Origin of the sequence: Rhodohalobacter sp. 8-1 (assembly GCF_038150125.1) — a bacterium.
In the GTDB taxonomy this organism is placed as follows: domain Bacteria; phylum Bacteroidota; class Rhodothermia; order Balneolales; family Balneolaceae; genus SW132.
In genome coordinates this window covers 16677-43029 of record NZ_JBBVMF010000011.1, presented here as the reverse complement: position 1 = coordinate 43029, position 26353 = coordinate 16677, and the positions used below count along the sequence as shown (strand labels likewise).

Here is a 26353-nt window from a genome sequence, read left to right as displayed (position 1 = left end):
TTATATATACAGTCCTATTTTACGCAATGTTATTTAATGCACTTGTTTAACCCAATCAATAGCTTGCGTAAAAAAGCTCCAATGACCAAAAACGACCAAATTAGAAGGCCGTATAGACATTTTTTGCATTCTACGATTACCTTTTAAAAACCGTTTTACTAACCTTCTGAAATGAATAAGCTGATTGCCGGTTAATTCGGCACAATTTAATACCACTTCTCCCCAATTTCGAGAACATCCCCAATATCTACCCTGGTTTTCGGGTGTATCACCTTCATCCTTTGCCAGGTACTTCGAAAGATATGCACCTGCTAAGCGAAGATTATTTACTTGATCACAACTAACACCTGCTTTTAGGTGATTCTCGATTTTAAGATCCCAAAATCGTTGTGCTACTTCATACCAATTTTTAGAAAACCATTTTCTTAGATAGTCAATTTTATATAGCTTTGGTAAGTAAAGAATCATATGATAATGTGGAGCACCCCTTTTTTGAAACTCCAAACCTGAGTTCGATTCTTAAATTTATTGGATATCAACAAAAACAGTCCAAAATGGGCGTTAGTTAAGTTAATTCGTCATCACTTATGTCATGCCACGCCTCGGTGAGGCATCTCCTGCCTTTGTTAAGAACAGTAGATCACGCATCCCCCGCGGGAAATTGTTAGATGTCGCCCATTTTGGACTGTTTTTGCCATTTTTTAAATTGAACTCAGGTTGCAAGGTCTAACGAAATATGTTGTAATTTTTGAATACGAAGCTTACGAAAGTGGAGCGTCATTTCCTTTGCAGTTTTACAGACAAACGGCAAATTAAGGATTCGAAAAATCATGTAAATTGATTTTGCGGATTCTAATCATAAGTATTTACTACATTTACGAATTATCTTAATTAAATAAAGGAGTTATCGGATGAGTAAAGATGATGAGATGAACAGCAAGGGGTATTCCAGAAAAGAATTCTTAAAACATCTCTCAATCGGAATTGGAGGGGCGTTTGTCTTACCAGGTCTTGCAGGAGCATATAGGGTAGACAGCAACAATCATCCGTATTACTATCAGCAGTGGGAGAAAAGAGAAGATCTCCCCGATAGTGAAAAACTGGGCATTGCCCTGGTAGGGCTTGGTAGTTACGCGATGGGACAGCTGGCTCCGGCGTTACAGAATACTAAATTCTGCAAACTGTCAGGATTGGTTACCGGCACACCTTCTAAAGAAGAACAATACGGTCGTGAATATAATATTCCAGACGCTAATATCTATAATTACAACTCTTACGACCAGATCGCAGATAATGACGATATCGACATTATTTATGTCGTTCTTCCCAATTCCATGCACGCAGAATATACCATTCGTGCAGCAGAAGCGGGAAAGCATGTTATTTGTGAAAAACCTATGGCCACTTCGGTGGCAGATGCCCGGGCTATGGTGGACGCCTGCAATAAAGCCGGGGTAAAGCTATCCATTGGGTACAGGCTCCATTTTGAACCGCATCATCAAGAAATCATGCATATTGGGCAGGATGAGATTTATGGTCCCGTAACAGATATGAATAGTGGGTTCGCCTTTAGGCTTACAGATCCCAACCGCTGGCGCATAGATAAAGAATTAGCCGGAGGTGGCCCTTTAATGGATGTCGGTGTTTATGCAGTTCAGGCTGCAATGTATACCATGGGCAAACTTCCTCTTTCGGTAATTGCAGAAACCCCTGAGAAAACCAAACCCGAGTTATTTGATGAGGTTGAGGAGACGATCAGATGGACCCTTGAATTTCCGGGAGGCCAAAAAGCAACAGGTGAGAGCAGCTATGCCCAATCATATAATTATCACCATGCTAATACCACCCAAGGATTTTGCCATATAGAACCCTCTTATGGGTATGGGGGAATCGAGGCGAAGACCCATAATGGTGTAATAAATGTCCCCAATGTAGGTCAACAAAAGTTACAGATGGACGCCTTCGCTGATTGTGTCATAAATGGTAAGGAAAGCCAAGTACCCGGAGAAATGGGCCTGCGGGATACTAAAATATTGATGGCTATTTATGAGTCTGCCGAGAAAGGCCAAAAAATTGAGTTTGACTGGTCGTGATTTAAAATCATCTTAATAAACTCAAGATTTCCAAAGTAATTTCGGTCTTCAAACTGATGGCCTGCTTTTTTAAATCTTTTATCCGTTATATAATTTATAGCCTGTAAGCCATCTAATCTATTAAAGTTATCGTGATTATAATCTTTACCCATTAGGTGGATTCAAACGATCAACTTTCCTGCGGTGACCTTTGAATTTTAGCTTACCTACACACCCCTCACGTCCATCGCCGGGCTGGTATTAATCGCCCGCTGTATTTGCCCTAAATCTTATGAAACAAACCACATTCACTCCTGAAATCGATTCTCTTTTAACGTCATGTGATCTCCCAGTTAAGGATCTCACCAATAATGAATCTGTTCTGTTTTTTACAGAGCGATCTAACGATCAACTCACCGGTGTTGTAGGGATTGAAAAATATAGCACCATCGGCCTGCTCAGGTCGCTTGCAGTGACGCCCACACACCGGGGCAAAGGATTGGGCCGGAAACTTGTGCGACATACGGAAAAGATGGCTGCTGAAATGGAAATTCACTCACTCTGGCTGCTGACTGACACCGCTGCAGATTTTTTCGAAACACTGGAATACGAAACAGCCAACCGTTCAATCGCACCGGAAGCAATCTGGCAATCAACCCAGTTCAGAGATCTCTGCCCTGATTCTGCCGTGCTCATGACAAAGGATATCTTGCCTTAGAATCCCGCCTGCTCTACATTTTGAATAACATTTTTTCTCTTACTTCTTCCCGGAATGCTTTGCAATACTTCCCTTTTGGTATATATTCCTCACGAATCATTTTAAAACAATTGAGTTCTCTATGAGCATAAAAGAAGATTTTAAAAAGTTTGCCATGAAGGGCAACGTGGTTGATCTTGCCGTTGCGGTAGTGATTGGAGCCGCATTCGGGCGGATAGTCACATCCTTCGTAAACGACATCATCATGCCGCCCATCGGGATTTTAATTGGTGGTGTCGATTTTTCTGAGTTAAGAATTGTCCTGCAGGAAGCTGTTGGAGAAACAGCCGCCGTAACAATCAACTACGGAATGTTTATCCAAACCGTTATTAACTTCCTGATTATAGCATTCTCCATTTTCCTGGTCATCAGAGCTTACGAAAAAACAAAAGTGAAAGAAGAGGTAAAACCTGCGCCTGTTGCAGCCATTCCTCCCCAGGAGAAGCTACTCACAGAAATCCGTGATCTGCTGAAGGAGAAGAGTTGAAAATTTTGAGTTTTTAGTGTTTATTTACAGAAATAACACCTCAAAATTAATCTTAAAGAATAGGGGAGATTGAGATCAAACTGATAATCATTTATCAAGGTTTGGTCCTCTGTCTCCGGTCCCCGGTCTTCAGTCATCAGTCTATCGGTTATCAGGAAGACTCAATTATTAACAAATTCCTCGATATTTTTCTTCACCCCTTCAATTAGCTCTGTTCGGGCTTCCACGCTGGCCCATGCGATGTGGGGCGTCAGCACGAGCCTATCTTTTTTGTCTATGCCCAGAAGTGGGTTATCCGCCTTGATAGGTTCATTTTCAAAGACGTCGAGCGCGGCGCCGGCAATGCTTTCTTTATCCAGTTCACGGGCAAGATCTGCCTCGTTCACGATTCCGCCGCGTCCCGTATTTATGAGCAACGCCGACGATTTCATCAGGCGAAGCTGTTCGGCGCCGATCAGGTTCTCGGTATTTTCATTCAGCGGCGCGTGAATCGATACAATATCTGACGTAGTCAGCAGATCATCCAGCTCAAGCAAGGTGTAGGGCTGATCGGTATTTTTGCCTGATGTGGAGTAATAGACAACCTCGGCCCCAAACGCTTCTGCAATGTCAGCCACTTTCTTACCAATATTTCCCAACCCGATGATACCGAGTCTCATCCCGCTTATTTCGTGATAGTTCTGATCCATATTTGTGAAAATCGGGCTCTTGGAGTACTCTTTGCTTTTCACATACGCGTCGTAAGATTGAATGTCCTGCAGCAGATGTAAAATCATGGCAAACGTGGTTTGAGCCACGCTGACCGATGCATATCCCGCTACATTTTTAACTTCGATACCCAGGTCAGCCGCCGCTTCACGGTCCACATTGTTCATTCCGGTGGCTGCGATACAGATGAGCTTTAGATTTTCAGCGTTTTGCATCAGTTCCCGTGTCATTACCACTTTATTTGTAATAACGACTTCAGCTTTAGATATGCGCTCTGCAGTTTCTTCAGCAGAGGTAACATCATAAAACGTGACATCACCAAGCTCTTTTAATGAATTAAGATTTGGAACGTCTCCAACAGTGCTGGCATCAAGAAATACAATATTCATAGCTGGATTATTTGGGAATTTGTTGATTTGAGAATTAGATGGACGATTTCATTATGATAAATGATTCTCGGCTAAAAATAAGGCCTGTAATAGAATATGAATTTATTGAATTTTTTTTTCCACACTACACTGTTTTAATAAAAAAACAGTTTTTCTGAATAAAACGCCGTCTTTCGGTAAATAGAACTATCTGCAAAAGTAAACCATCACATTCCTAAAAATTGGTTCTACCGGAAAGTTTGTGGGCACATAAAAATATCCGATGTACAGCTTCTCATACAGTCTCCTCAAGACAGTTGGATCAATAAGTACGAATAACCAATCATTTGTGTCATTCGATAGGGCAACATATTTTTTTTGACTTCTACCTTAATCAGCTATTTCTCAATGTCTACCAGTGAAAGATTTTAAAAAGTGTTGCTTTAGGCTTTAGACAACGATGTTATTTCTTTGAGCACAAATCTAAACATTTGAAAATTTATAAACGGTTACGCGCTTGAGCGTAACAAATAAGTCCCGATAGGGGCGACAGCTTCGTAGCCTCGTACAAACGCCGTGGGTCTTCGGCGCGCAGTGCGGGATAAGAGAAGGCATACGTCCCAAGCACCCCGAGGCGGTTGATTCTACAGAAGAAATGAATTCAGTCGACGGGGTTATGAAAGATCTAATCCATGTATTACTCAGGGTCTGGGAACGTACTTTTGAAATTAGTAATTACCCGGTACGCCGAACACTTTTCCATACACGAAATACACGATATACGGCCAATGGAAACCTAATCCTGACATTTTCTAAATGGTGTTGCTTTTTTTTGGGGAAAATTAGTTGTTACCAGTGACAGATTTTAAACATGACGTTTACTCCCCATACTTTTGAACCGTCAAAAGTATCAAAAAACTCTAGGCTATGATTGCTTCCGGGCATGCTTTGCCCGCGTGATTACACAACATCAATGACTCCCGGTGGGAGCCGATGTTGCGATTTCTCCCGCGCTTTGATGCAAATCATGCCACTCATCCACCAATCAAGGCCGAATGGACTAGATGCTTAGACATTTTTTATCAGTTATGATCAGCAAAGAAACTGTCTGTCACCTCTAAAATAGTGTTGCCCCTTTTTTGGGCAAGATTAGTGGCTCGGGATGAATTAATCATTTTCAACTCCTCACTTGCTTATCCACTTCTCAATCAAATCAAAAAATCCCTGAACAAGAAGCGCAAGAACCGCGGCAGGAACGGCTCCTTCGAGAATCAGCGGGACACTGTCGAGTCGGATGCCGGTCAGGATCGGCTGACCATAACCTCCGGCCCCAATGAGTGCTCCAAGCGTTGCGGTTCCCACGTTGATGACCGCCGACGTTTTGACGCCAGCCAAAATTGACGGCACAGCAAGAGGAAGCTCAATCCGGCGTAAAATAAATCTATTAGGAAGTCCGAGCGCACGGGCGGATTCCGTCAGCGGTCCTGATATAGATTTGATCCCGGAATGGGTATTTCGAACTATTGGCAGTAGGCTGTATAGAAACAGCGCGGCGATGGCCGGAAAAGCCCCAATCCCAAACAGAGGAATCATAAATACAAGAAGTGCTAGCGAAGGAATGGTTTGAAGGATTCCGACAGCTCCAAGCAGCGACGTTTCGATTACTTTTATCTTAACAGCAAGTACGCCCAGTGGAATTGCAAAGAGAATGGCAAGGCCAAGAGAGATGCCTACCAGATAAAGATGATCGATCGTGTGACGCAACAGCCTGTCCCAAAGTCCTTCCTCGTAGACATCAGACTCAATACCAAATGTTTCCGAGAGAAACCGGGAGGCGACAGCCGCGTCCGATTCCCGGTCAATTTTGACGGCCGCATTCATGCGCACCATCTTGTCTCGTGAAATAGCCCCTTCAAACCGCTTTATCGATCGAATGACCGATTCATTCAGATCGCTGCGGTATATAAACAATGCTTCGTATTCCGGAAAGTAGTTGATGTCATCCTCGAGCACTCTCAAATCGTAATACTCAATTTCAGGATCGGTTGAGTAGAGGTCAATCACCTGGATGTTTCCTGAATCAAGACCTCGATATGCCAGATCGTGATCAAGACCACGTACGCTTTCCGGCGATAACCGGGCCGCCTGCCGTAGACCGGGCCAGCCGTCAGACCTATCCATAAATTCATTGCTAAATCCGTACCTGAGATCCGGATGATCGCGCAGATCAGAAATTGTTTCAATGTCCAGCTCATCGGCTACCTGCTCCTTCATACCAATGGCGTACGTGTTGTTAAACCCGAGCGGTCGCGTCATTTGTATGTTGTAGCCGGCCAGCGCGCTGTCGAGTTCAGCGATTGATTCAATCCCCCGGCCGGCCAGTATTTCTTCGGTAATAGTCCCCGTGTACTCCGGGTAGACATCAATTTCGCCATCAACCAGCGCATTCCACAAAATTTGTGTACCACCCAGCTGTTTGATGAGTTCCGTATCCCGGCCGTCCGCATGGATAGACTGTGTAACCAACTCTCCCAGCAAAACCGATTCCGTAAATGCTTTTGTGCCGATATGAACCGACTCCTTCTCTTGCGCCATAGCAGATCCGATTGAAAAAGTAACTGCAAAAATCAGGACTGTCAGCCATTCCGTGAATCTCATCATTTTAAACATCCTCCAGCGGGCTTCGCTGAGCATTCACGAATTTTTTGACAAAAGCATCTGCAGGATTATTAATGATGCCATTAATGGATCCCGTCTGAATAATGTCACCGGATTTCATCAACGCGATTTGGTCACCCAGGTAAGCTGCCTCTCCTAAATCATGGGTGACCAGCAACACGGTTTTCTTCAGCTTTTTGAAGATGGATTTCAGATCGCGCTGCAGCTCGTATCGTACCAGCGGATCGATGGAACCCAGCGGTTCGTCAAGCAGAATAATCTCTGGATCGAGCATCAGCGCCCTCATCAGGCTGATTCGCTGAGCCTGGCCTCCTGATAAGCCATCAGGCTTCCGGTTCAGATCTGAAACCGACATACTTGTTAATTCACAAAGTTCTTCAATGCGTTGAACCTCTTTGTTTTTATCCCAGCCAAGGTACCCGGTTACAAGCGTAAGGTTTTCGCGTGCGGTCAGGTGCGGAAAGAGTCCGCCTGATTGAATGACATACCCCATCTGCCGGCGAAGATTGAGCATGTTTTGCGGCGTGAGTTTTTGGCCATTAATCTGAATATCGCCCGAATCGGCATTGATCAACCCCATGATAATGCGAAGCAGTGTGGATTTACCGCAGCCACTCGGACCAATTAGCGATACCGTTTTTCCCTGCGGGATATCAAGACTAACACTCTTTAATACCTGCTCGTCGTACGTTTTCGAAATGTTCTGAACAGAGATCATCTGTCATTCCGGAGTGAATGGGGCCAGGATTGCTGTAGATGTGGTTCAGATGTGCGGTCAATAATCATATTCGGCCCGGAGTGTCAGAAATTCGTTGATATTATTCATATCCACCACGCCAACGATATCTCCATTTTCTAAGACCGGGAAGAAATTTTTACCGCCCCGCTGAATATTTCGATATCCGTCTTTTAGAGGCTTATCGGCCTCAAGTGTTTCAAAAGAGGTGTCCATTACTTCTTTAACGGGAATATCTTTACCCCCCTGTTTTAATGCGCGGGCAAGATTATCCATATACAAAATACCTTTAATATCACCATTTGAGGCGACTATGAAATTTTGCTCTGTTGTATCAAGTATTTTATCAACCGCATCTGATAATGTAGAGTCCGGTTCAAGAATTGAAAACTTTGTAATCATTGCATCTCTGACCTTATTCCCTTCCAGCAGGCCCAGTTGCTGAACCGTTATGTTTTCTGAATGTGCACCAAAATAGATAAACACGGCAATTACAGCCAAAATAACACTGTAGAACAGACCGAAAATAAAAAACAGAAATGCCAAAAATTTACCAACCGAAGCAGCAACACCCGTTGCCCGGATACGTCCCAGTTTCATCGACAATATGGCCCTGAATACCCGTCCGCCATCCATCGGGAAAGCCGGCAGCATATTAAACAGAACAAGAGCTATATTCACAAAAAACAGGTAAAACAGGAAGTTATTAGCATTTATAGTTGACAGCTGCTCCTGTAAGACTTCGGGGTCTTGCCCCATATACGTTTCAAGCGAGGCAAACGGATAAAGAAGCAGTGCTATTATAATATTTACAAGCGGCCCTGCAATTGCTATCAAAAACTCCTGTTTGGGATTGTCCGGCATCTCTTTGAGGCTGGCCAGCCCGCCTATTGGTAAAAGTGTGATACTTCGGGTTCCAACACCAAATCGTTTAGCCGTAAGTGCGTGCCCGAACTCATGGAGTATCACGCAAAAGAAAAGCGCAAATACAAACAGAAAATGCCATAGCACATCATTGAGGCTTCCGTTGTTGGAAATAACCATAACTCCTACAAATACAAAGAGAAGCCAAAAGGTCCAGTGTATTTGAACTTTAATACCCGCAAATCGTCCTATCCCCAGTGATGCACTCATCTATCTCTATCTTTTGATTTAAAAATGATATTTGGTTCAGTTGCCTTAACAGCCTTTTATAATTTACGGAATTAAACCCCTTCTGAAAAATCCGGGAACCAATACTTGCCTGATCAACCCGGTTTTAAATGTTATGTGCCATACTCGTCGTCATCGAGCATAACCCGAAAACAATGAGCTACATTACACAGGATTCTTTCTAATTAAATTCATTCGTTTTAATAACTAACCTAAACAATACAAGACCTGTCACACATTACCCTCAATTTATGAACAAGTGTATAGCTATTCAGCGGTTTCACTCTCAAAATTCGATACAAGAAAAAAAATTTTTATTCCTGAAATTCTATTTAAGCGCTTGACGTGAAACACAATACAAGATAAAAGCGCTTTTCTAATTTAGATTAATATATTACCCATATTTCAAATTTTGACTTAAAATATTTTGACAATACGCCATCCACCATTGAACTTTAAGCGAGTCAACCACAATTAATCTTTTCTACAATGAATAAATACATTAAATCAACCTTATTACTTTTAACTCTCTTCGTGGGCGTGGGATATGTTGCGATCGGCGATCACCCTGAACCTGTCTCTGAAGCTGTTGAAACAGTAACCGTTGCAGACACAGAAGCTGCAACAACAACTGCTGCTGCTGATATTCAGGAATTCACGACCATGGAAGAGTTCCAGGCTTCACCCGGCTACGTTAAATTTATGATAGACAACCTTTGGATACTGGTAGCAGCTTTCCTTGTATTGTTGATGCATCTTGGCTTTGCATCGCTCGAGAGCGGGCTCACACAGTCGAAGAACTCGGTGAATGTGATCTATAAAAATGTCTTCATCCTCTGCTCGGGTATTCTGCTCTATGCATTGGTAGGCTTTCAAATTATGTATCCGGGAGATTTTAACGGAATCCTTGGCTTTGGAGGGTTTGGCGTTGGTTTTGATGAATCTAATCCAGTGGGAATGCTCACAACTGCCTACGGAATGGATATGACAATTTGGTCTGATTTTATTTTCCAGGCGATGTTTGCCGCAACTGCTGCTACGATTGTTTCAGGTTGCGTTACAGGACGAATTAAACTCTCCTCATTTATGATTTTTGGCGTTCTGCTTGTCGGGCTCTGCTATCCCATGACAGGAAGCTGGGTGTGGGGCGGAGGATGGTTAGATTCGCTTGGTTTCTATGATTTTGCAGGCTCAACGCTTGTTCATGGCGTTGGCGGGGCAGCGGGCCTTGCGTGTGTGCTCTTGCTTGGTGCACGGACCGGTAAATACAAAGATGGGAAAACATATGCCATCCCCGCACATAACATTCCGCTGGCCACCGTAGGTGTTTTTCTGCTTTTTATTGGATGGTTTGGTTTTAACGGCGGTTCTGTTTTGAGCGCTGATCCTACAGGTGTATCCTATGTGTTTGTAACAACAGCGCTTGCTGCATGTGCCGGTGCCCTTGCATCCATGGTCACCACGCAAGTTGTGATGAAAAGCCTCGACGCACCTATGGCACTTAACGGAATCCTGGCCGGGCTTGTGGGTATTACTGCCGGAGCCGACGTCATTTCTCTTACCGGAGCTGTTATGGTCGGTGCTACTGCCGGTGTGATCGTCGTTTTTGCTATCCTGATGTTCGACAAACTTAAAATTGATGACCCGGTAGGCGCTATATCAGTACATGGCGTTTGCGGAGTCTGGGGAACACTCGCGGTTGGTATCTTTACGCCAGCCAGCTTTCTCGTTCAGCTGCTTGGTACAACCGCCATTCTGAGTGTCACATTTGTTTTCTCACTTGCTGTATTTGGCGCCATTAAGGCGATTGCCGGCGTACGGGTAACACCTGAAGTAGAGTCCGATGGTCTAGATATTTCCGAGCACGGTAACCAGGCGTATCCTGACTTTTCACCAGTTAAAACATCAGAACTGGGTCAGTTTACCGCTTAATCCAGATTGAACAACAAACTATCAACCCAAAAAAGAGCACCTAAGACTGAAGATATGGTGCTCCTTTGGTTACTCGAATCACTCACCCAACTATCATTAACCATTTTTAAATACCACTATGAAAACAAATATATCAATACCACAAATAGTTAAGATTACCGGAATCGCTGCTTTCGCCATCATACTAATGGCCTTTTTAAAACCGGATGATGCCAAAGCCCAGGAACTCTCGACCGGCGTAGACCTCTATAGCACGTATGTTTTCAGAGGCATTGCTTATTCGGGCCCGTCCATCCAGCCATCCGTTGAATTTACAGCGGGCGGATTTGCCATCGGCGCCTGGGGCTCACAGGGAATTGACGGCAATGCCGGCTCACCCGGATTCCAGGAAATGGACCTCTACACCTCCTATAGCTTCGATTTTGGCCTGAGTCTTGGGTTGACAGATTATTACTACCCTGGCTCACCATATGGTGAAGAAGACAGTCACGCTTTAGAGCTTAATCTCGGATATTCAATCGGCGACCTGTCACTTGCCGGTAATTACATCTTTAACGAAGCAACGTCTGCCGGTTCACTCGGTGAGGATATGTATTTTGAAGCGGGTTACTCTGCTGGCGCAGCCGACTTGTTTATAGGTGCCGGTGACGGATGGCATTCAACTGACGGCGACTTTGCGCTGGTTAACCTGGGTATCGGAACCAGCAAAGATATTGTCATTACTGACTCGTTCAGTTTGCCCTTAAACGGTGCCGTAATATACAACCCAGACTCTGAGCAATTTTACATAGTTGCGGGAATCACATTATAAACGGACCTGCGCGTTTATAATCTATCCACTTAGAAAAAACTGGGCAGGCACCGGTGACCCCAAATCAGCAGGTTGACTATTTTGGTAAACCGGTGCCCTGCCCTCTTTAATGACTACAGCTTTTATTCTTTTAGATGCAGCCTAAGCCTTAAATTTTGCAGCATCAAGTATCGACCATAGGTGAATAACCCATCCCAGTAAAACGATCCAAAGAGCGCCAGCGGCAACAAACATTATGATTGCCATAAGAAGCCTTCCCTGGAGCAGCTACCCCAGGCCGGGAATAAAAAAACTGCACAGCGCCGCGATTACATTACCACCTGATCATTGTCCTGCCATAATACCTAATTTTTTTTAGTTTCACTTTCCTACGTATAACCTATTATTTTGTTATCAGCGTTTTTAAAAGCAAATTATACATTTTAATATAACATGAAAAAAATTAAGTGCCCCGGATGTGCCGTGGACGTTGATGCAGATTCTGAACAGTGCCCCATTTGCGGATATGAATTCCCAAAACAGTCTGTCTGGTTTAAAGTCAGCGTTTGGATTTTAATACTGCTGACACTCTCCTGGGTCTTACTCTGACTCTATACTTGAAAATCGTGCCATCACAAAAGACCTCACCTATTTACAAATTTTAGCTTTACCCGTGATTATCTTATCCTATTTTCATTAAATAGATCAAATTACCTGAGTTCGATTCAATAATTTATTGGATATCAACAAAAACAGTCCAAAATAGGCGTTAGTTAAGTTAATTCGTCGTCATTTATGTCATGCCACGCCTCGGCGTGGTATCTCCTGCCTTTGTTAAGGACAGTAGATCACGCATCACGTGCGAGATGACGCCCATTTTGGACTGTTTTTTTTGCCATTTTTTTAAATTGAACTCAGTTTATTTATAAAAATAGACGCGCCACAAGGCAAAAATAATCATCATACCGAATGTTTAAATCTCTTCAGAAGTTATATTTTCATCTCAACTCCACTTGTAAATCCCTGATTTAAATCAATTGAACATGAAAAACAGACACAGCCGATTCTCTTTAGATCTGCTCTTTCAAAAACTGCTCATTTTGCTCAGCGCCATCATGCTTCTGCCACTTGGCGCAATAGCACAAACAACGGCACCCACACTGGGCATGGATGAGAATCCCCCAACCGTTCACGCTTTTACGAACGCTACAATTATTGTTGCTCCAGGAGAAGTCCTGGAAAATGCAACACTTGTTATTCGAGACGGAGTTATCGAATCTGTTGGCCGCCGTGTTAATCCGCCTGCTGACGCCCGCATCTGGGACATGACCGGCCATACCTTTACACCGGGTTTCATCGATCCCTATACTGAAATCGGTCAGCAAGATCCACGCGAAGAGCTCGACCGGGGAAATCTTTCCTGGAACGTACAGCTCAGAGCTCATTTATCTGCTACCGGCGAGTACGAACTCGAAAATGATGGCAGCGAAGCCCTCCGGAACCAGGGATTCACGGCAGCATTGTCAGTGCCGCCCCTGGGCATCTTCAAGGGGGAAACAGCTATAATGAGTCTTGGTGAGGGTCAGGTTTCAGAGCGTGTCGTTCGCCCCAACGTTGCCCAGGCAGTTGACCTGACCCGTAGCTGGGCCCTTGGCTATGGCTATCCCACATCCGACATGGGCGCAATTTCTTTTATCCGGCAGACACTCCTTGATGCTGATTGGTATGGTCGCGCACACAGCGCCTACGAATCCAGCCCCCGGGGGCTGCAGCGGCCTGAATCTAACGCCGCCCTGGAAGCCCTCGTGGATGCAGCACGCGGAAACCAACCGCTTCTTTTTGCCGCAGAAAGTGACGAAGAAGTCATCAGAAGTATACGGTTTTCAGAAGAATTTAGTATTACACCATGGATTCGGGGCAGCGGTCATGAATACCGTATTCTTGACTATATCTCCGAATACGATATACCAATGATTTTACCGCTCGAATTTCCCGAAAAACCGGATGTCGATACGCCCGAAGACGCAATGGACGAGGATCTCGCAGACCTTCGCCACTGGTATCTCGCACCAGAAAACCCAGCCCGGGTTGCTGAAGCCGGAATTGAATTCTCCCTGACCACCAGCGGCATGGAGGATTTCAAAAACGTACTCCCAAATATCCGTAAAGCCGTTCATGCGGGCCTTGATTCTGAAACCGCTCTTGCCGCCCTGACAGTAAATCCTGCCAATCTGCTGGGAATCGGCAGTACTCATGGAACACTTGAGGAAGGAAAAGCCGCCAGCTTTATTATTAGCAACGGCGATCTGTTTGAGCATGAAAGCTCAATCACTGATGTTTGGGTTGATGGTCAGCTTTACCGTGTAAACCCGGCAGCCGCCACCGATGTTCGGGGCGAATGGACAGCGACTTCACCAAATTCAATGCTGAACGGTGATTTCACCATTTCCGGTACGCCTGGCAGCCCAGAAGGCTCCATGATGATTAATAACGAAGAGGTTGAATTTTCGTCCCTCTCTTTTCACGACCTGTCAGGCCGGTTCGGATTTTCGCTTTCCGGCGACGATATGGATGGGGCCACGAGGGTCACAGCATCGCTATCCGGTGATGAGCTTAGCGGCTGGGCCGTGCTGCCTGAAGGCCAGCGCGTTGTATGGACCGCAACCAGATCATCAACAGCTGACACAGAAGCTCCCGAAGCAGTCTCATTTCCCGACCGAACATTGGAACTTGCCGACATCCGGCCAGCGATGGAGTACGGACTGGAATCTATTCCTGAGCAGCCGTCTTCATTATTAGTTAGAAATGCAACGATCTGGACAATGGGAGAACAGGGAATTCTTGAAAACGCAGATATCCTGATGCGCGACGGTGAAGTTGCAGAAGTTGGGCAGAATTTAAACGCCCCGCGACGAGCCACCATCATTGATGCCGAGGGCAAACACGTTACGCCCGGCCTTATTGATCCGCACATTCACTCCGGAACAGATGCCGTCAACGAAGTTGGTAACGCCATTGTCCCTGAAGTGAGGATCACCGATGTACTGAATATTAACAACATCTGGATGTATCGGCAGCTCGCCGGCGGGCTCACTACTACCCACGTGATGCATGGTTCGGCCAACCCGATTGGTGGGCAGAATGCACCTATCAAATTACGATGGGGAGCGCTCTCTCATGATCTGAATTTTGAAAATGCACCGCGTACTGTCAAGTTTGCACTGGGTGAAAATCCCAAGCGAGTAGGAAGCGATCGCTACCCTGAAACCCGGATGGGAACACAGCACATTATAGCAGACCGATTCTCACAGGCCCGCGATTATGAAGCCCGATGGAATGAATGGAATGAATCAGGTAAAGGAATCCCCCCAAGACGAGACCTACGAATGGAAGCTATCGTTGATATTCTAAATGGCGATATCCTGGTACAGTCTCACAGCTACAGGCAAGATGAAATCCTTGCACTGATGCGGCTTGCAGAATCATTTGATTTTAAAATTAAGGCTTTCCATCATGCAGTTGAAGCGTATAAAGTTGCGCCCGAACTGGCTGAGCACGGAGCGGGAGCTGCCGTTTGGTCAGACTGGTCATCGTTTAAAATTGAAGCCTACGACGGCACTATTTTTAATGCAAGGCTGCTAACTGAGGCGGGCGTCCTGACCTCACTCCACTCAGACAACAGTCAGATTGCTTCCCGCATGAACTGGGAAGCTGCCAAGATGGTACATGCCGGTATGGAACCCGAAGACGCGCTTGCGCTGGTTACCATCAACACAGCTAAAGTTCTGGGGCTTGATGAATACGTAGGATCGTTGGAACCAGGCAAACACGCAGATTTTGTAATCTGGAGCGACGACCCGCTTTCAACCCAAACAAAAGCTGAGCAGACCTGGATTGATGGCCGCAAATACTTCGATCTGGAAACAGACGCGCAGCTCCGGCAACGAATTCACGAAGAGCGCGCAAAGCTCATTCAATTTATGCTGGAGGCAGACTAATGACTCATCTAAATCAAGCAGGTTCAAACGAATTTATAACCAAAAACCCAAACCCTATGAACCACGCAAACTCAATCTCAGCCGTTCATACGGATCAGTCCGTCAGGCTGGTGCCAATGCTAATTGCCGGCACCCTGTTGACGTTTATCACCGTCCTTATAATGACTGTATCTGCCAACGCTCAGACACCTGCACCGCCGCAAAGTCAGCCAATCGCACTTACCGGCGGAACCATTTATACTGTTTCCAACGGCGTTATCGAAAATGGCACCATTGTATTTGAAGACGGCGTAATCACAGCAATTGGCCAAAACGTCCAGATTCCTATGGGAGCTGAACGGGTAGATGTTTCCGGCAAAGAGATTTATCCCGGCATGATTGATGCCTACACGCGAATGGGTATTTTTGAAATTGGCGCCGTGGGTATGACGGTCGACATCAACGAAACGGGTGATTTCAACCCTAATGTTACGCCTGAAATTGCATTCAACCCCGAGAGCCGGCATATCGGTACGGCAAGAACCAACGGAGTTCTCACTGCGATTACCACGCCCGGCGGCGGCATCATCTCCGGACAGTCATCAACTATGATGCTCGACGGATGGTCGTGGGCCGATATGGTACTGGATTCCAGAACCGGTATGATGATCAACTGGCCCTCTGCCGATGATGACGATTACGGCGATGAGCTGCTTGCCCTGCACGATTTCGTAGCCGAAGCCAAAGCGTACCATAAAGCGAAACAGGCATTCATCAACGGGAATGCTCCGCGCCTCGAAAATGACTCCCGCCTGGAAGCGATGGGTGCATTGATCAGTGGTGAACAACCTGTGGTAGTTGAAGCAGATGAAATGCGCGAAATCCAGGATGCGATAACCTGGGCGGAGGATCAAAACTTCCGGATTATCATTATGGGCGGACGTGATGCCCATTATATTTCGGAGTTCCTGGTCGAAAAAAATGTACCCGTGATTATTACTGAAGTGCTCGATGCACCAGACCGTGACTGGGAGGCATATGATGATCAATACAGGCTCCCGGCCAAGCTTGAGGCTGCAGGCGTTACATATGCCATTGCCGGCGGATCGAGTGCTCCTTACACTTTCCGGTTGGCAAATGATGCGGGTGCATCTGTAGCATTCGGCCTAACATTTGATGAAGCCTTCCGAGCTGTGTCACTTACACCGGCCCAAATCCTCGGTATTGATAATCGAGTCGGGTCACTTGAAACAGGCAAGGACGCCACACTGCTGATCACAACCGGCAACCCCGTAGAGTACAGCACTCAAATTGAGCAGGCCTATATCCAGGGGCGGGCAATTGATATGACCGATGCTCATCGCGCTCTTTATGAAAAATATCGTCAAAAAGTAGAGCGACAGATTGGCCAGTAAGCTGAATTATTCCTGTTTGAATTGATAAAAGCCCGGTTCCGAATGACGGAATCGGGCTTTTTTTTATTGAGAGGATTTATCTGATCGCAAACCAGACAATCTAAAAGCAAAAATCAATATCGTGTCAGGTAAAGCTGAGTGACGGAGCCGGAGGTTATATCATTTGCACGGCCGCTGAGCACCCGTCCATTTTCGGAAACATCAAGAATTGCCGTGCCGAATGTCCCAAACACCGTTTCATACTCAAGGTTAAGCCGTTTGCCCTGAAACTCTCCCGATCCCTGTGCCGTTGCGCCGTACAAGCCGTACTCGGTGAAATAGACGCTGCCCCCATCATGAGATATCTCATATTCTGACCCGTCATCCCCGTACCACATGCCGTTTAAATCGATGACTGTGTCACCTGTTATTTCAGGAGGAATGGCTCCGTATACATCATCTTCATCTAAAGATTCATAGTCATCATTTGATATATCCCTGGTATTACCCGGTTTTATGATTGGAGGATCATCAACAACACTTTCCTGCTCATCTGATGTAGGGCTGTCCTGCTGGCCAGGTTTCTCTTCGCTTCCCGGTTTATCTCCGGAATTAAACTCAATATCGATCAGGCCTGGAATCCCGATCTTTGAAACCGTAATACCACTGTACACATTAAACAGCACAACGATGATTAATACGGCGCAGACCGATTGTACCAAGATCTTCTTATCTCTCGCTTCCATATTGTGATCCCTCCTCTTTTGTTTGGATCAAACTCTTAATTTAAAACACCGACGTCTGATCAATCTACTTTATTCGTCTTAAATCGGCAATATCTATATTTTGCCCTCACCCCTGTCCCCTCTCCCGCGTGAGAGGGGAACTCTATAGATAGTTTCTGAACAAATTATCAGGTCTTGAACACTAACCCATTACAAAGTTCCTTCTCCACCCCGACGGTCTGAAAGTGTATTTCTCCAGTAATTCCTACACAGAAATTTATATTGTGTATATAAACTATTCCCAAAGTCCACTCTCCTCCAAGGAGGGGGACAGGGTGAGGTAAAATCTGGTCAACTGCACTGGAATTACTCATCAATTCTCACTTAATTACTCAAAATAAGATCAAGAATAAAGAGAGTTTCAATGCCGAAAAACAAGCCAACTTATTTCCCATTACATGCAGGCGCAAACCCGCAACTATTTAAATTTGCAAGAGATTTACGAAAGAGACAGACAGACGCAGAAAAAATAGTCTGGGAAATACTGAGAGATCGCAGATTCCAAAATCTAAAATTCAGACGACAGCATCCAATATTTAACTTCGTCGCTGACTTCTACTGCCACAGTTTAAAACTAATAGTAGAAATCGATGGCGGTTACCATGACCTACCTGAACAAATCGCGTACGATCAGGAAAGAGATCAGTATTTTAAAGAGTACTCATACAATGTAATTCGATTCCTCAATAAAGATGTTTTATTCGATTTAAGATCTGTCAGGAAAAGATTGCGAAAATACATCATGGTTATTTCATGAACTCATGTCGCCCTCCCCCCTGTTCCATCTCCCACGTGAGAGGGGAACTCTATGAAAAGTTTCTGATTAATTTATCAGTTACCGCATACTAATAAATTCCGAAGGGTTCCCTCTCCTCTCATGAGTGGGACAGGGTTATGTGAAGCCACGCATTTTAAAACAATAATCGCCCAAACCACCTTATCCTTTTCAAAACATTTTAGTACCTTTCAGGCTGCTAAAAGTTTGAAATTCACCAAATTTGAAAATGTTATGTCTGTAACAAAAGACGAAGTAAATTACGTAGCGAATTTAGCCCGGCTACAGCTGAAAGATGAAGAAGCAGAAAATTTAAAAGAGGATATGAATAAAATCCTCGGCTATATGGAAAAACTAAGTGAGCTGGACACCTCAGATGTAGAACCACTTAAGCATGTCTCTGATGTGACCTCATCAACATTCAGAGAAGACAAGGCCAAAGAGCCCATCAGCCATGAAGACGCTCTGAAAAATGCACCTGATGCCGATTCAGATTACTTCCGGGTACCGCGCGTCATCGAATAGTTCGATCCCCATCAAACCTGAGTAGCTTCTCACTATTCGGCTATTTCTATAGCTACGTTATCTATCCAAAATGTAATCCCAGGGATATCAACCACTAATCACCCGTTCATGTCTTCAAAAAAGAAATCGGCATCTTCAGATAATTCTCATTTTTGGACGTCACTTTCGGCAAGAAATCAACATCTGATTTGCCTGGGGTTTCTTTTTATTCTGCCATTCATTCTCTTCTATTCATCTACCCTTGGCGGACAGCAGTACATGGGGCATGATGCCATTCAATGGCGGGCAGGTGCCGAGTCAATTATTGAGTACAATAACACCCACGATGATATAGCTCACTGGGCTACAAACATGTTTTCCGGCATGCCGGCTACCACTATTTCACATCCGCCCCAGGCCTGGAATTTGGATACAATACTTAAAAAGGGATTCCGCTTTATTTATCCGGCTCTCGAGTATTGGGTTCTGTTTGGCGGTGCATATGTGATGCTTCTGCTGCTCGGAATGCGACCCCTTATCGCCGTTTTCGGATCTGTTGTCATCGGATTAAGCACTTACATTCCGATCATCATCGGGGCAGGCCATAATGCAAAATTCATAGCCTATATTTACATCCCGTGGATCTACGTGGGCTATTTTCTTATTACACGATCCAGGATAAATCGATGGCTTGCATTTTTTGCTTTTGCCCTGGCTCTCACGCTTCATCTCCGTGCCTACCATCCCCAGGTCACTTATTTCTTCCTGTTCCCGCTTGGCACACTTTTTATTGTTGATGCCGTTCGTGCCTATAAAGAAGACGCATTCGCAACCTTTTCGAAACATACCGGTGTGCTGCTGATGGCCGCAGGCCTTGCGACGATCATTACCCTGCAAATGTACTGGAGTACGGCCGAATATTCAGAATACAGCATGCGTGGCGGATCAGAAATTGAAAATACAGAGGGGCTGTCACAAAACTATGCCTTTGCCTGGTCTCAGGGAGTTGGCGAGTTGCTCACACTGGCAATCCCTGGTTCATATGGCGGAGCTTCTGGCGACGCCTACTGGGGGCCTAAATCGTTTACCAGCGGGCCTCACTATATGGGAGCGCTGATCGTCCTGTTTTTTATTATAGGTGTGATTCGTTCGAAACATAATCTAAAATGGGTGTTTTTAGGACCCGGCATCGCCACATTGCTTTTTTCGCTGGGTGAAAACTTCCTTTTGTTGAACAGCCCTATGTTTAATTACTTTCCTCTCTTTGATAAATTTCGGGCTCCTGAAATGTGGTTGATGACAACTGTCTTTTGTTTCGGAATTGTGGCTGCCATGGGACTTGAATGGGCTGCAAAGCAAATCAAACCTGCCCAAAGAAAACGTGGAAAACAACCCGGCAACTGGAAGCAGGCGCTGATGATTGCCGGCGTTGCCGGACTTGTTTTCGCAGGTATCGGTTTTGCAGGACTTTCTTACGAGAAAACAGGCGAACGACAACAAATTGCCCAACAAATTGCCCAACAATTCCAGGTTCCTGTCGACGATCCCAGGGTTTCAGAAACCACAGAACGCTATATCAATAATGAACTGATTCCCCAGCGTAAACAAATGGCCCGCGCAGACTCGCTGCGGTTCGCACTGATTTTTGCTGTCGGTATTGCATTAATCTGGTTTGCCGGCGGACACGTTATTGCGCCTGCTACAGCCATCGGGTTACTCTGCGTTTTGCTGGCCGCCGATATGATCCTCGTTGACAAACGGTACATGAACGAAAATTCACTCGTTGACGGAAACCTTTCAAGTGAAGGAATTATTGAACGCCAGGAGCGCGAGCTCGACAGGTTTATTGAAGCCAACAGTTTACATGAAGAAGGCTGGAATTACCGCACTTTACCACTGCTCGACAATCCATTCAACAACGCCATTCCTGCTTATTTCTACCCGTCTATAGGAGGGTATTCTGGTGCAAAACTCGGGTACTATCAGGATCTTATTGATGGTGCCATTTTCAGCGGCCCCAATGGTATAAACACCGGCGTGCTGCAAATGCTCAACGTTAAGTACATCTCTTCAACCGCTCCCATTCAGCTCAGGGGGTTTGATACGGTGTTTAGTGATCAGCAAGGTAATGTCATCGAAAATCTCGATGTACTTCCAAAAGCCTGGTTTGTTGATTCTGTAGAAACACTAAATTCGGAGCCTGAAGTTCTGCAGCGTATTTCCGGCGATTTTGATGCTGGGTCCGACGCATATATTACAACATCGCTTGATACTGCCCCGACCGCAGACACATCAGCTACCGTAACCGTAACTGATTACGGTCCCAATCGAATTTCAATGGATATCACTCGTGAGCAGCCAGGCTTTCTGGTTCTTGGTGAGATTTGGTATCCGCCCGGGTGGACCGCAATGCTTAACGGCGAAGAAACAGACATCATCCGGACAAACTACGTGCTTCGCGGCTTTGAGATTCCTGCCGGGGATCACGAGCTTATTCTTACTCTTGAACCGGAATGGTACGCGATTGGATACTGGCTGGGTCGTGTTGGCACGATTGCACTGTTTGGTACCGGAATATTCGGTCTGTTTATCTATTTTAGAAAAGAGAAAAAATAGCTTGTATTCGATTTTCTTCCAATCCCTAACCATTACAAGCCAAGTAAATTACCATCACGGTAAAAAACAGATGTTTCGCTTTCACGAAATTCAATCGGGCACATACCGCGGAATGGCATCTGCCGGAACCCGAGTGAGTGCAGATAGCCAATTGTCTTATGATATTTCTTCCAGTTTGAATCATCAAATATAATGACGCCGCGCTCTGATAATGCCCGTAACGAGTGCCCAAGGCATTTATCCCGGTTTCGGCCATCCAGGATAACTACATCATACACCAGGCCCGATATTAAAACAGATGATTCATATCCCTCTCCCAGCTTGCGATAAAGAAGCTGTACATTTTCTGGAATATTCGATTTCATTTTCTCTTTCCAAGACGGGTTATGTTCAACAGAGTGAACGTTCGCTGCTCTCCCGGCCCACCAAAGGGTTCCGCTTCCCGAGCCATATTCAAATACGATCGCATCTTCCGGCAGCCGCTCATCTAAAAGCTCAACGGCGCTGTAAACAAACCAGGGTATTGGCTTCCCGCTATTGTCCATGCTCTTACCAGACCTGAAGCTTTTAAACCATCCTTTTTCAGCCAGCATGCTATGACGCCGTAGCATCCAATAGTCGTAAAATGGCAGCCTGGTCAGGATCGGGTGAATTTTCTTTCGATAAACGTAAGATTTTTCAAACCAGCTACTCATTTTTGGTGATTGGTTCAATTGGTTTATAGTGATTGGAAATTTGTTATCTGGAAACTGACACCCTGTACCCTGTTCCTTGCCCCCCGTTTACAAAAACAGTTTACGTGTAATTTCTTTTACATATAAACCGGGCGGTACGGATCGAAGCAGATCGATCCAGCTAACATGTTCACCGGCCGCCATCTTCAGCCGGTATTTTTGATATTTTTTATGTTTGCGGCTCATCCACTTTTCATGTTTCTGAAAACATTGCAAGTACCCCTCCATCTTTTTATCTGAGGTAGTAATCCGCTCTCTGTCCTCCTCCATGTTAACGACCTGTAGAGCTTGCGTTACCGTCCGTATCGGCCCAAACTCCAGGACAAGCCGGATCCAAAGATCATAATCCTGGGCTGATGGGAGCTCTTCATCATACCCGCCAACTTTTTCGAGATATTCTTTTTTAGTGAGTACCTGGTTGCCAACACGGTTATAGTAAAGCAGATCATCAAGTGTGATCATCGTTGGTTTTTTCCACACTGCCTCCCGATCGTCCATCACCATACGGTCGTAGGAACATATCGCTGAAAATCCCTCCTCAAACTCTTTCATCAGCCGTTCCATACGCGTCGGCCGCCAATAATCATCGTCATCCAGCCCGGTAATATATTCACCTTTCGAATGTTTAATCGCAATATTCCGGCAAACCGCGGCTCCTTTTGAAGCGTCGTTTTTGATAATCCTGATATGAGAATATTTCTCCATAAGCTCCCCCAGCAGATCCGGCGTTTTATCATCGGAAGCATCATCTACCACAACTATCTCAATGTTGTCCCATGTTTGTTCCAGGACCGAATCTATGGCTCTTGAAAGCAGCGAAGCCCTGTTATGAGTGGGAATAATGACGCTGATAAGAGGTGTCTCAGTCATAGGAGATTTTCATTTTTCTTAGGCACTCATTGGAGTTACTTCCGGAGTTTAGATATCATATAGTGCCGTTACCACTTAATTTATTGGGTTTGATTTGCTTCGAAATCCAATCTATTTACCCAAAACTATTACATTGCATACGTACCCTATTTACTGGTAACGGTACTAGCTTGATGCTTCACTCAGGAACAAGCCTGTAGTTCGTCTTTGAATATAATTCATTTCCCACCGAAGGTAAGCTTGATATAGCTAATTATATTTTATTGGACATCCGCAGACTTTGTCTCATTATATATATTATTTCATCGCGGGTACAATGAACAGAGTAAGCTTTTGGAAATATCACTTTTTGAGACTCGAAATTCTGCAATATCTCTATTCAAATCTAATGATTTCTATTGATCACCTCATGTCTTTCACCTATGGATTTCAGCCAATCAATTTGTATTCCCTATAGCAGATTTGAGAAAATCTTTCACTAATTATGCGAACGCCCTAAAGCATCTCACTCTCTCAAATTGATTTTCTTCCACATATAATTAACCCACGATTTTCTAATAAATCTGCATTAAAACTAAGATAAAAACAAAATTTTTAAAATATTTTTATCACCTCTTACACATTACGCCTCAATGATTTGCAAATATTTGAGGCCTTATATTAGTTCATCTTATATCCGAATCATTAATAATATTTGATTTTTAATCCCAAATAATATCTTTTATGAAGAGTACGATTATGTGATGATTTATATCAAACCATCACTCTTACACAATGTCTATTAACCAAAATACATTCTGCATGAAAAAGTATTTACTATACCTACCCGCACTAATGTTAATCCTGGCTTCCTGTGACAATAGTTCGCAGGTAACAGATCCTATCCAGGATCAAGATAATACTCCTGAAATAACGGACGTCACCGGCAATGAAAGCCATGGAAAAATACCTGGACGTTTTATTGTCACCCTTGAACCAAAGAGCAACCCTTCTGACGTAGCAAGGGAATTTGATATCTCCCCAGATTACGTTTACAGGACTGTTCTAAACGGTTTTGCCGGCGAGATTTCTGATGCTGCACGAAACGGGTTAATGAGAGACAACCGTGTTGTGCGGATCGAAAAAGATGGTATTGCAACCACATCCGCTGTTCAGGATAATGCAACATGGGGCCTTGACAGGGTGGATCAAAGAGAACTGCCGCTTGATGCGAGCTACACATTTAACAGTGACGGATCAGGTGTGGAATCCTACATTATTGATACGGGTATCCGCTATACCCACGAGGATTTCCAGGGCCGCGTAGCTACTGATTACTATTTTGATGCTTTTGACGACGGACAGAATGGAGATGACTGTAACGGACACGGAACCCACGTTGCCGGAACAGTTGGAGGAGCACAATACGGCGTAGCTAAAAACACAAATCTTGTTGCCGTTCGGGTACTCGATTGTAATGGATCAGGTACATTTAGCGGCGTTATTGCAGGCATGGACTGGGTAGCCCAAAACGCATCCGGACCATCCGTAGCAAATATGTCACTTGGCGGAGGTAGCAGCCAGTCTGTAGATGATGCGGTTCAAAGAATGTATGAAGCAGGTGTGCCTATAATAGTAGCCGCCGGTAATGGCGACAGGCTCGGGCGTGAGCTAGATGCATGCGGTAGTTCTCCTGCAGGTGCACCCAGTGCTTATACAATCGGAGCAACGAGTGACAATGACAGCAAAACCAGCTGGTCCAATTATGGCGATTGCGTTAATATGTTTGCACCCGGTGCCAGCATTACTTCAGCATGGTATACGAGTAATACGGCTATCAATACGATTAGTGGAACCAGCATGGCATCTCCTCACGTAGCAGGTGTAGCCGCACTTTATCTTCAAGGCAACACAACAGCTACTGCCCAGCAGGTTTATGATGCCATAACGGAATTCAGTACAAAAAATATCGTCACAAATTCCAGGACCACGAATAATCATATGGTTTACAGCCTGCTATCCGGCACGGATGACGGAACCACAAATGCCGCCCCGACAGCTACTTTCACATTCGATTGTACCGATTTGAGCTGTAATTTTGATGGCAGTGGTTCTACCGATAGTGACGGATCCATCTCCAGTTACAGCTGGGACTTTGGAGATGGAAATACAGCATCAGGTTCAACGGTAAGCCACAGTTATGGAGCCGATGGAACGTATACTGTTACTCTCATGGTAACTGACAATGAGGGATCAAGCGGCAGTGACAGTCAGGATGTCACGGTCAGCACGTCTTCCGGAGATACCGGAAATAATTCACCGGTAATTGATTCAATAACGACCAGCACCCGTACCTCAGGTCCGTGGTCCAGAACCGCCGTAAACTGGTCCGTATCAGACCCGGATAGCGATCTTGATTCAGTAGTCGTAGAACTTCTGAATGGAACCTCCACGGTTGATTCAGTAACAACTTCGATAAGTGGCAGCAGCGCGTCTGGCGAAACGGAAGTACGCACACGCGGAAGTGCCGATTCAGTAAAAGTTACGGTGACTGATGTAAACGGTAATTCAGTCTCCGAAACACGGGCTATTTGATTAAAATAGATTCCAGATCAAAAACGGGGCTGCCATTCATGAATGGCGGCCTTTTTTTATGCCGCTGAATACTGTCGTTAGAACATTATGACCGTGCACTTTTTTGATCGCCTGGAGAGAAACGACGCTCATGCCTTATGCAAAAGAGCTATTTATGGAGCAATTTTAAACTGCGGCCGTGATCAACGCTTGAATGACAGGTCGGTTGTTTTGATTCACGCCTATAATTAGCATCTTTTTATAAATCCAGCCAGCGGCAGTTTTGGAAAGATATAAATTGGCAACAGAGGTTCCCGGGTGCTACTGTGGTTATACCAAAAGTTGGGAAAGAAAAGATAGCACCGATAACTCTATACAGCAGACGAATATAAACTATCAAGAAAACCTTTTTTGCTCCTTCAGGCAGGGGATTGGAGTTTCACCGGATAAGAGATACTTTTACA

20 protein-coding genes are annotated in these 26353 nt (G+C 45.0%); 12 read left to right on the top strand and 8 right to left on the bottom strand.

The features are described from left to right. Window positions 1-33: 33 nt before the first annotated feature. Entirely contained in the window at window positions 34-504 is a 471-nt protein-coding gene (locus tag AABW11_RS12245) for a rolling circle replication-associated protein (protein ID WP_340105395.1), read from the bottom strand. A 407-nt stretch (window positions 505-911) separates the two neighbouring features. Here AABW11_RS12245 and AABW11_RS12240 point away from each other — a divergent pair, with 407 nt between their 5' ends. The 3 genes from AABW11_RS12240 to mscL all read left to right on the top strand — a co-directional run bounded on the left by AABW11_RS12240 (window position 912) and on the right by mscL (window position 3316). Next, on the top strand, window positions 912-2093 hold the full coding sequence (locus tag AABW11_RS12240) for a Gfo/Idh/MocA family protein (protein WP_340105394.1): 1182 nt from the start codon (window positions 912-914) through the stop codon (window positions 2091-2093). A gap of 271 nt (window positions 2094-2364) precedes the next feature. Beyond that, window positions 2365-2790: an arsenic resistance N-acetyltransferase ArsN2 gene (gene arsN2 / locus AABW11_RS12235; protein WP_340105393.1), complete on the top strand. Its 426-nt coding sequence runs from the start codon at window positions 2365-2367 to the stop codon at window positions 2788-2790. Window positions 2791-2911: 121 nt separating this feature from the next. Continuing rightward, complete coding sequence (gene mscL / locus AABW11_RS12230; RefSeq protein ID WP_340105392.1) at window positions 2912-3316, top strand: large-conductance mechanosensitive channel protein MscL; 405 nt, start codon at window positions 2912-2914, stop codon at window positions 3314-3316. A 161-nt stretch (window positions 3317-3477) separates the two neighbouring features. Here mscL and AABW11_RS12225 read toward each other — a convergent pair whose 3' ends face one another. The 4 genes from AABW11_RS12225 to AABW11_RS12210 form a co-directional block, all read right to left on the bottom strand. Continuing rightward, window positions 3478-4413 carry a D-2-hydroxyacid dehydrogenase gene (locus AABW11_RS12225; protein WP_340105391.1) on the bottom strand — a complete coding sequence of 312 codons (936 nt, stop codon included), beginning with the start codon at window positions 4411-4413 and terminating at the stop codon, window positions 3478-3480. Window positions 4414-5577: 1164 nt separating this feature from the next. Next, window positions 5578-7050: an ABC transporter permease/substrate-binding protein gene (locus AABW11_RS12220; RefSeq protein WP_445263773.1), complete on the bottom strand. Its 1473-nt coding sequence runs from the start codon at window positions 7048-7050 to the stop codon at window positions 5578-5580. A gap of 4 nt (window positions 7051-7054) precedes the next feature. Beyond that, on the bottom strand, window positions 7055-7789 hold the full coding sequence (locus tag AABW11_RS12215) for an ATP-binding cassette domain-containing protein (protein ID WP_340105389.1): 735 nt from the start codon (window positions 7787-7789) through the stop codon (window positions 7055-7057). A 57-nt stretch (window positions 7790-7846) separates the two neighbouring features. After that, the gene (locus AABW11_RS12210; RefSeq protein ID WP_340105388.1) at window positions 7847-8941 is read right to left on the bottom strand and encodes a site-2 protease family protein; all 1095 of its coding nucleotides are present in this window, start codon (window positions 8939-8941) and stop codon (window positions 7847-7849) included. 507 nt (window positions 8942-9448) lie between these two features. On the opposite strand from AABW11_RS12210, the gene AABW11_RS12205 reads away from it, so the two are divergent. The 5 genes from AABW11_RS12205 to AABW11_RS12190 all read left to right on the top strand — a co-directional run bounded on the left by AABW11_RS12205 (window position 9449) and on the right by AABW11_RS12190 (window position 17073). After that, window positions 9449-10891, top strand: a complete 1443-nt coding sequence (locus AABW11_RS12205; RefSeq protein WP_340105387.1) for an ammonium transporter — start codon at window positions 9449-9451, stop codon at window positions 10889-10891. A 118-nt stretch (window positions 10892-11009) separates the two neighbouring features. Further along, window positions 11010-11702, top strand: coding sequence for a TorF family putative porin (locus AABW11_RS12200; RefSeq protein WP_340105386.1), 693 nt, complete (start codon window positions 11010-11012; stop codon window positions 11700-11702). A 432-nt stretch (window positions 11703-12134) separates the two neighbouring features. Further along, on the top strand, window positions 12135-12290 hold the full coding sequence (locus AABW11_RS20135; protein WP_445263769.1) for a zinc ribbon domain-containing protein: 156 nt from the start codon (window positions 12135-12137) through the stop codon (window positions 12288-12290). A gap of 434 nt (window positions 12291-12724) precedes the next feature. Next, entirely contained in the window at window positions 12725-15679 is a 2955-nt protein-coding gene (locus tag AABW11_RS12195) for an amidohydrolase family protein (protein WP_340105385.1), read from the top strand. Between the two features lie 56 nt (window positions 15680-15735). After that, a complete protein-coding gene (locus tag AABW11_RS12190) occupies window positions 15736-17073 on the top strand; it encodes an amidohydrolase family protein (protein WP_340105384.1) in 1338 nt (445 codons plus the stop codon). A gap of 113 nt (window positions 17074-17186) precedes the next feature. On the opposite strand, the gene AABW11_RS12185 is transcribed toward AABW11_RS12190, so the two are convergent. Then, window positions 17187-17798, bottom strand: a complete 612-nt coding sequence (locus tag AABW11_RS12185) for a hypothetical protein (RefSeq protein WP_340105383.1) — start codon at window positions 17796-17798, stop codon at window positions 17187-17189. A gap of 403 nt (window positions 17799-18201) precedes the next feature. Here AABW11_RS12185 and AABW11_RS12180 point away from each other — a divergent pair, with 403 nt between their 5' ends. The 3 genes from AABW11_RS12180 to AABW11_RS12170 all read left to right on the top strand — a co-directional run bounded on the left by AABW11_RS12180 (window position 18202) and on the right by AABW11_RS12170 (window position 21732). Further along, entirely contained in the window at window positions 18202-18594 is a 393-nt protein-coding gene (locus tag AABW11_RS12180) for an endonuclease domain-containing protein (protein ID WP_340105382.1), read from the top strand. A 252-nt stretch (window positions 18595-18846) separates the two neighbouring features. Then, a complete protein-coding gene (gatC, locus tag AABW11_RS12175; protein ID WP_340105381.1) occupies window positions 18847-19137 on the top strand; it encodes an Asp-tRNA(Asn)/Glu-tRNA(Gln) amidotransferase subunit GatC in 291 nt (96 codons plus the stop codon). 108 nt (window positions 19138-19245) lie between these two features. Next, the gene (locus tag AABW11_RS12170) at window positions 19246-21732 is read left to right on the top strand and encodes a hypothetical protein (RefSeq protein WP_340105380.1); all 2487 of its coding nucleotides are present in this window, start codon (window positions 19246-19248) and stop codon (window positions 21730-21732) included. 32 nt (window positions 21733-21764) lie between these two features. Here the strand turns inward: AABW11_RS12170 and AABW11_RS12165 are convergent, their stop codons facing one another. Next, on the bottom strand, window positions 21765-22427 hold the full coding sequence (locus AABW11_RS12165; protein WP_340105379.1) for a hypothetical protein: 663 nt from the start codon (window positions 22425-22427) through the stop codon (window positions 21765-21767). 87 nt (window positions 22428-22514) lie between these two features. Continuing rightward, a complete protein-coding gene (locus AABW11_RS12160; RefSeq protein WP_340105378.1) occupies window positions 22515-23336 on the bottom strand; it encodes a glycosyltransferase in 822 nt (273 codons plus the stop codon). Window positions 23337-24137: 801 nt separating this feature from the next. On the opposite strand from AABW11_RS12160, the gene AABW11_RS12155 reads away from it, so the two are divergent. Next, a complete protein-coding gene (locus AABW11_RS12155) occupies window positions 24138-25910 on the top strand; it encodes a S8 family serine peptidase (protein ID WP_340105377.1) in 1773 nt (590 codons plus the stop codon). Window positions 25911-26353 lie beyond the last annotated feature (443 nt).

What these genes read in the sequence shown, in the direction of transcription:
- AABW11_RS12195 (WP_340105385.1), top strand. Translation starts at nt 12,725, where the DNA reads ATGAAAAACAGACACAGCCGATTCTCTTTAGATCTGCTCTTTCAAAAA.
- AABW11_RS12170 (WP_340105380.1), top strand. Translation starts at nt 19,246, where the DNA reads ATGTCTTCAAAAAAGAAATCGGCATCTTCAGATAATTCTCATTTTTGG.
- AABW11_RS12215 (WP_340105389.1), bottom strand. Translation starts at nt 7,789, where the DNA reads ATGATCTCTGTTCAGAACATTTCGAAAACGTACGACGAGCAGGTATTA.
- AABW11_RS12225 (WP_340105391.1), bottom strand. Translation starts at nt 4,413, where the DNA reads ATGAATATTGTATTTCTTGATGCCAGCACTGTTGGAGACGTTCCAAAT.
- mscL (WP_340105392.1), top strand. Translation starts at nt 2,912, where the DNA reads ATGAGCATAAAAGAAGATTTTAAAAAGTTTGCCATGAAGGGCAACGTG.
- AABW11_RS12240 (WP_340105394.1), top strand. Translation starts at nt 912, where the DNA reads ATGAGTAAAGATGATGAGATGAACAGCAAGGGGTATTCCAGAAAAGAA.
- AABW11_RS12220 (WP_445263773.1), bottom strand. Translation starts at nt 7,050, where the DNA reads ATGAGATTCACGGAATGGCTGACAGTCCTGATTTTTGCAGTTACTTTT.
- AABW11_RS12155 (WP_340105377.1), top strand. Translation starts at nt 24,138, where the DNA reads ATGAAAAAGTATTTACTATACCTACCCGCACTAATGTTAATCCTGGCT.
- AABW11_RS12205 (WP_340105387.1), top strand. Translation starts at nt 9,449, where the DNA reads ATGAATAAATACATTAAATCAACCTTATTACTTTTAACTCTCTTCGTG.
- AABW11_RS20135 (WP_445263769.1), top strand. Translation starts at nt 12,135, where the DNA reads ATGAAAAAAATTAAGTGCCCCGGATGTGCCGTGGACGTTGATGCAGAT.
- AABW11_RS12185 (WP_340105383.1), bottom strand. Translation starts at nt 17,798, where the DNA reads ATGGAAGCGAGAGATAAGAAGATCTTGGTACAATCGGTCTGCGCCGTA.
- AABW11_RS12160 (WP_340105378.1), bottom strand. Translation starts at nt 23,336, where the DNA reads ATGACTGAGACACCTCTTATCAGCGTCATTATTCCCACTCATAACAGG.
- AABW11_RS12200 (WP_340105386.1), top strand. Translation starts at nt 11,010, where the DNA reads ATGAAAACAAATATATCAATACCACAAATAGTTAAGATTACCGGAATC.
- arsN2 (WP_340105393.1), top strand. Translation starts at nt 2,365, where the DNA reads ATGAAACAAACCACATTCACTCCTGAAATCGATTCTCTTTTAACGTCA.
- AABW11_RS12180 (WP_340105382.1), top strand. Translation starts at nt 18,202, where the DNA reads ATGCCGAAAAACAAGCCAACTTATTTCCCATTACATGCAGGCGCAAAC.
- AABW11_RS12210 (WP_340105388.1), bottom strand. Translation starts at nt 8,941, where the DNA reads ATGAGTGCATCACTGGGGATAGGACGATTTGCGGGTATTAAAGTTCAA.
- gatC (WP_340105381.1), top strand. Translation starts at nt 18,847, where the DNA reads ATGTCTGTAACAAAAGACGAAGTAAATTACGTAGCGAATTTAGCCCGG.
- AABW11_RS12165 (WP_340105379.1), bottom strand. Translation starts at nt 22,427, where the DNA reads ATGAGTAGCTGGTTTGAAAAATCTTACGTTTATCGAAAGAAAATTCAC.
- AABW11_RS12190 (WP_340105384.1), top strand. Translation starts at nt 15,736, where the DNA reads ATGAACCACGCAAACTCAATCTCAGCCGTTCATACGGATCAGTCCGTC.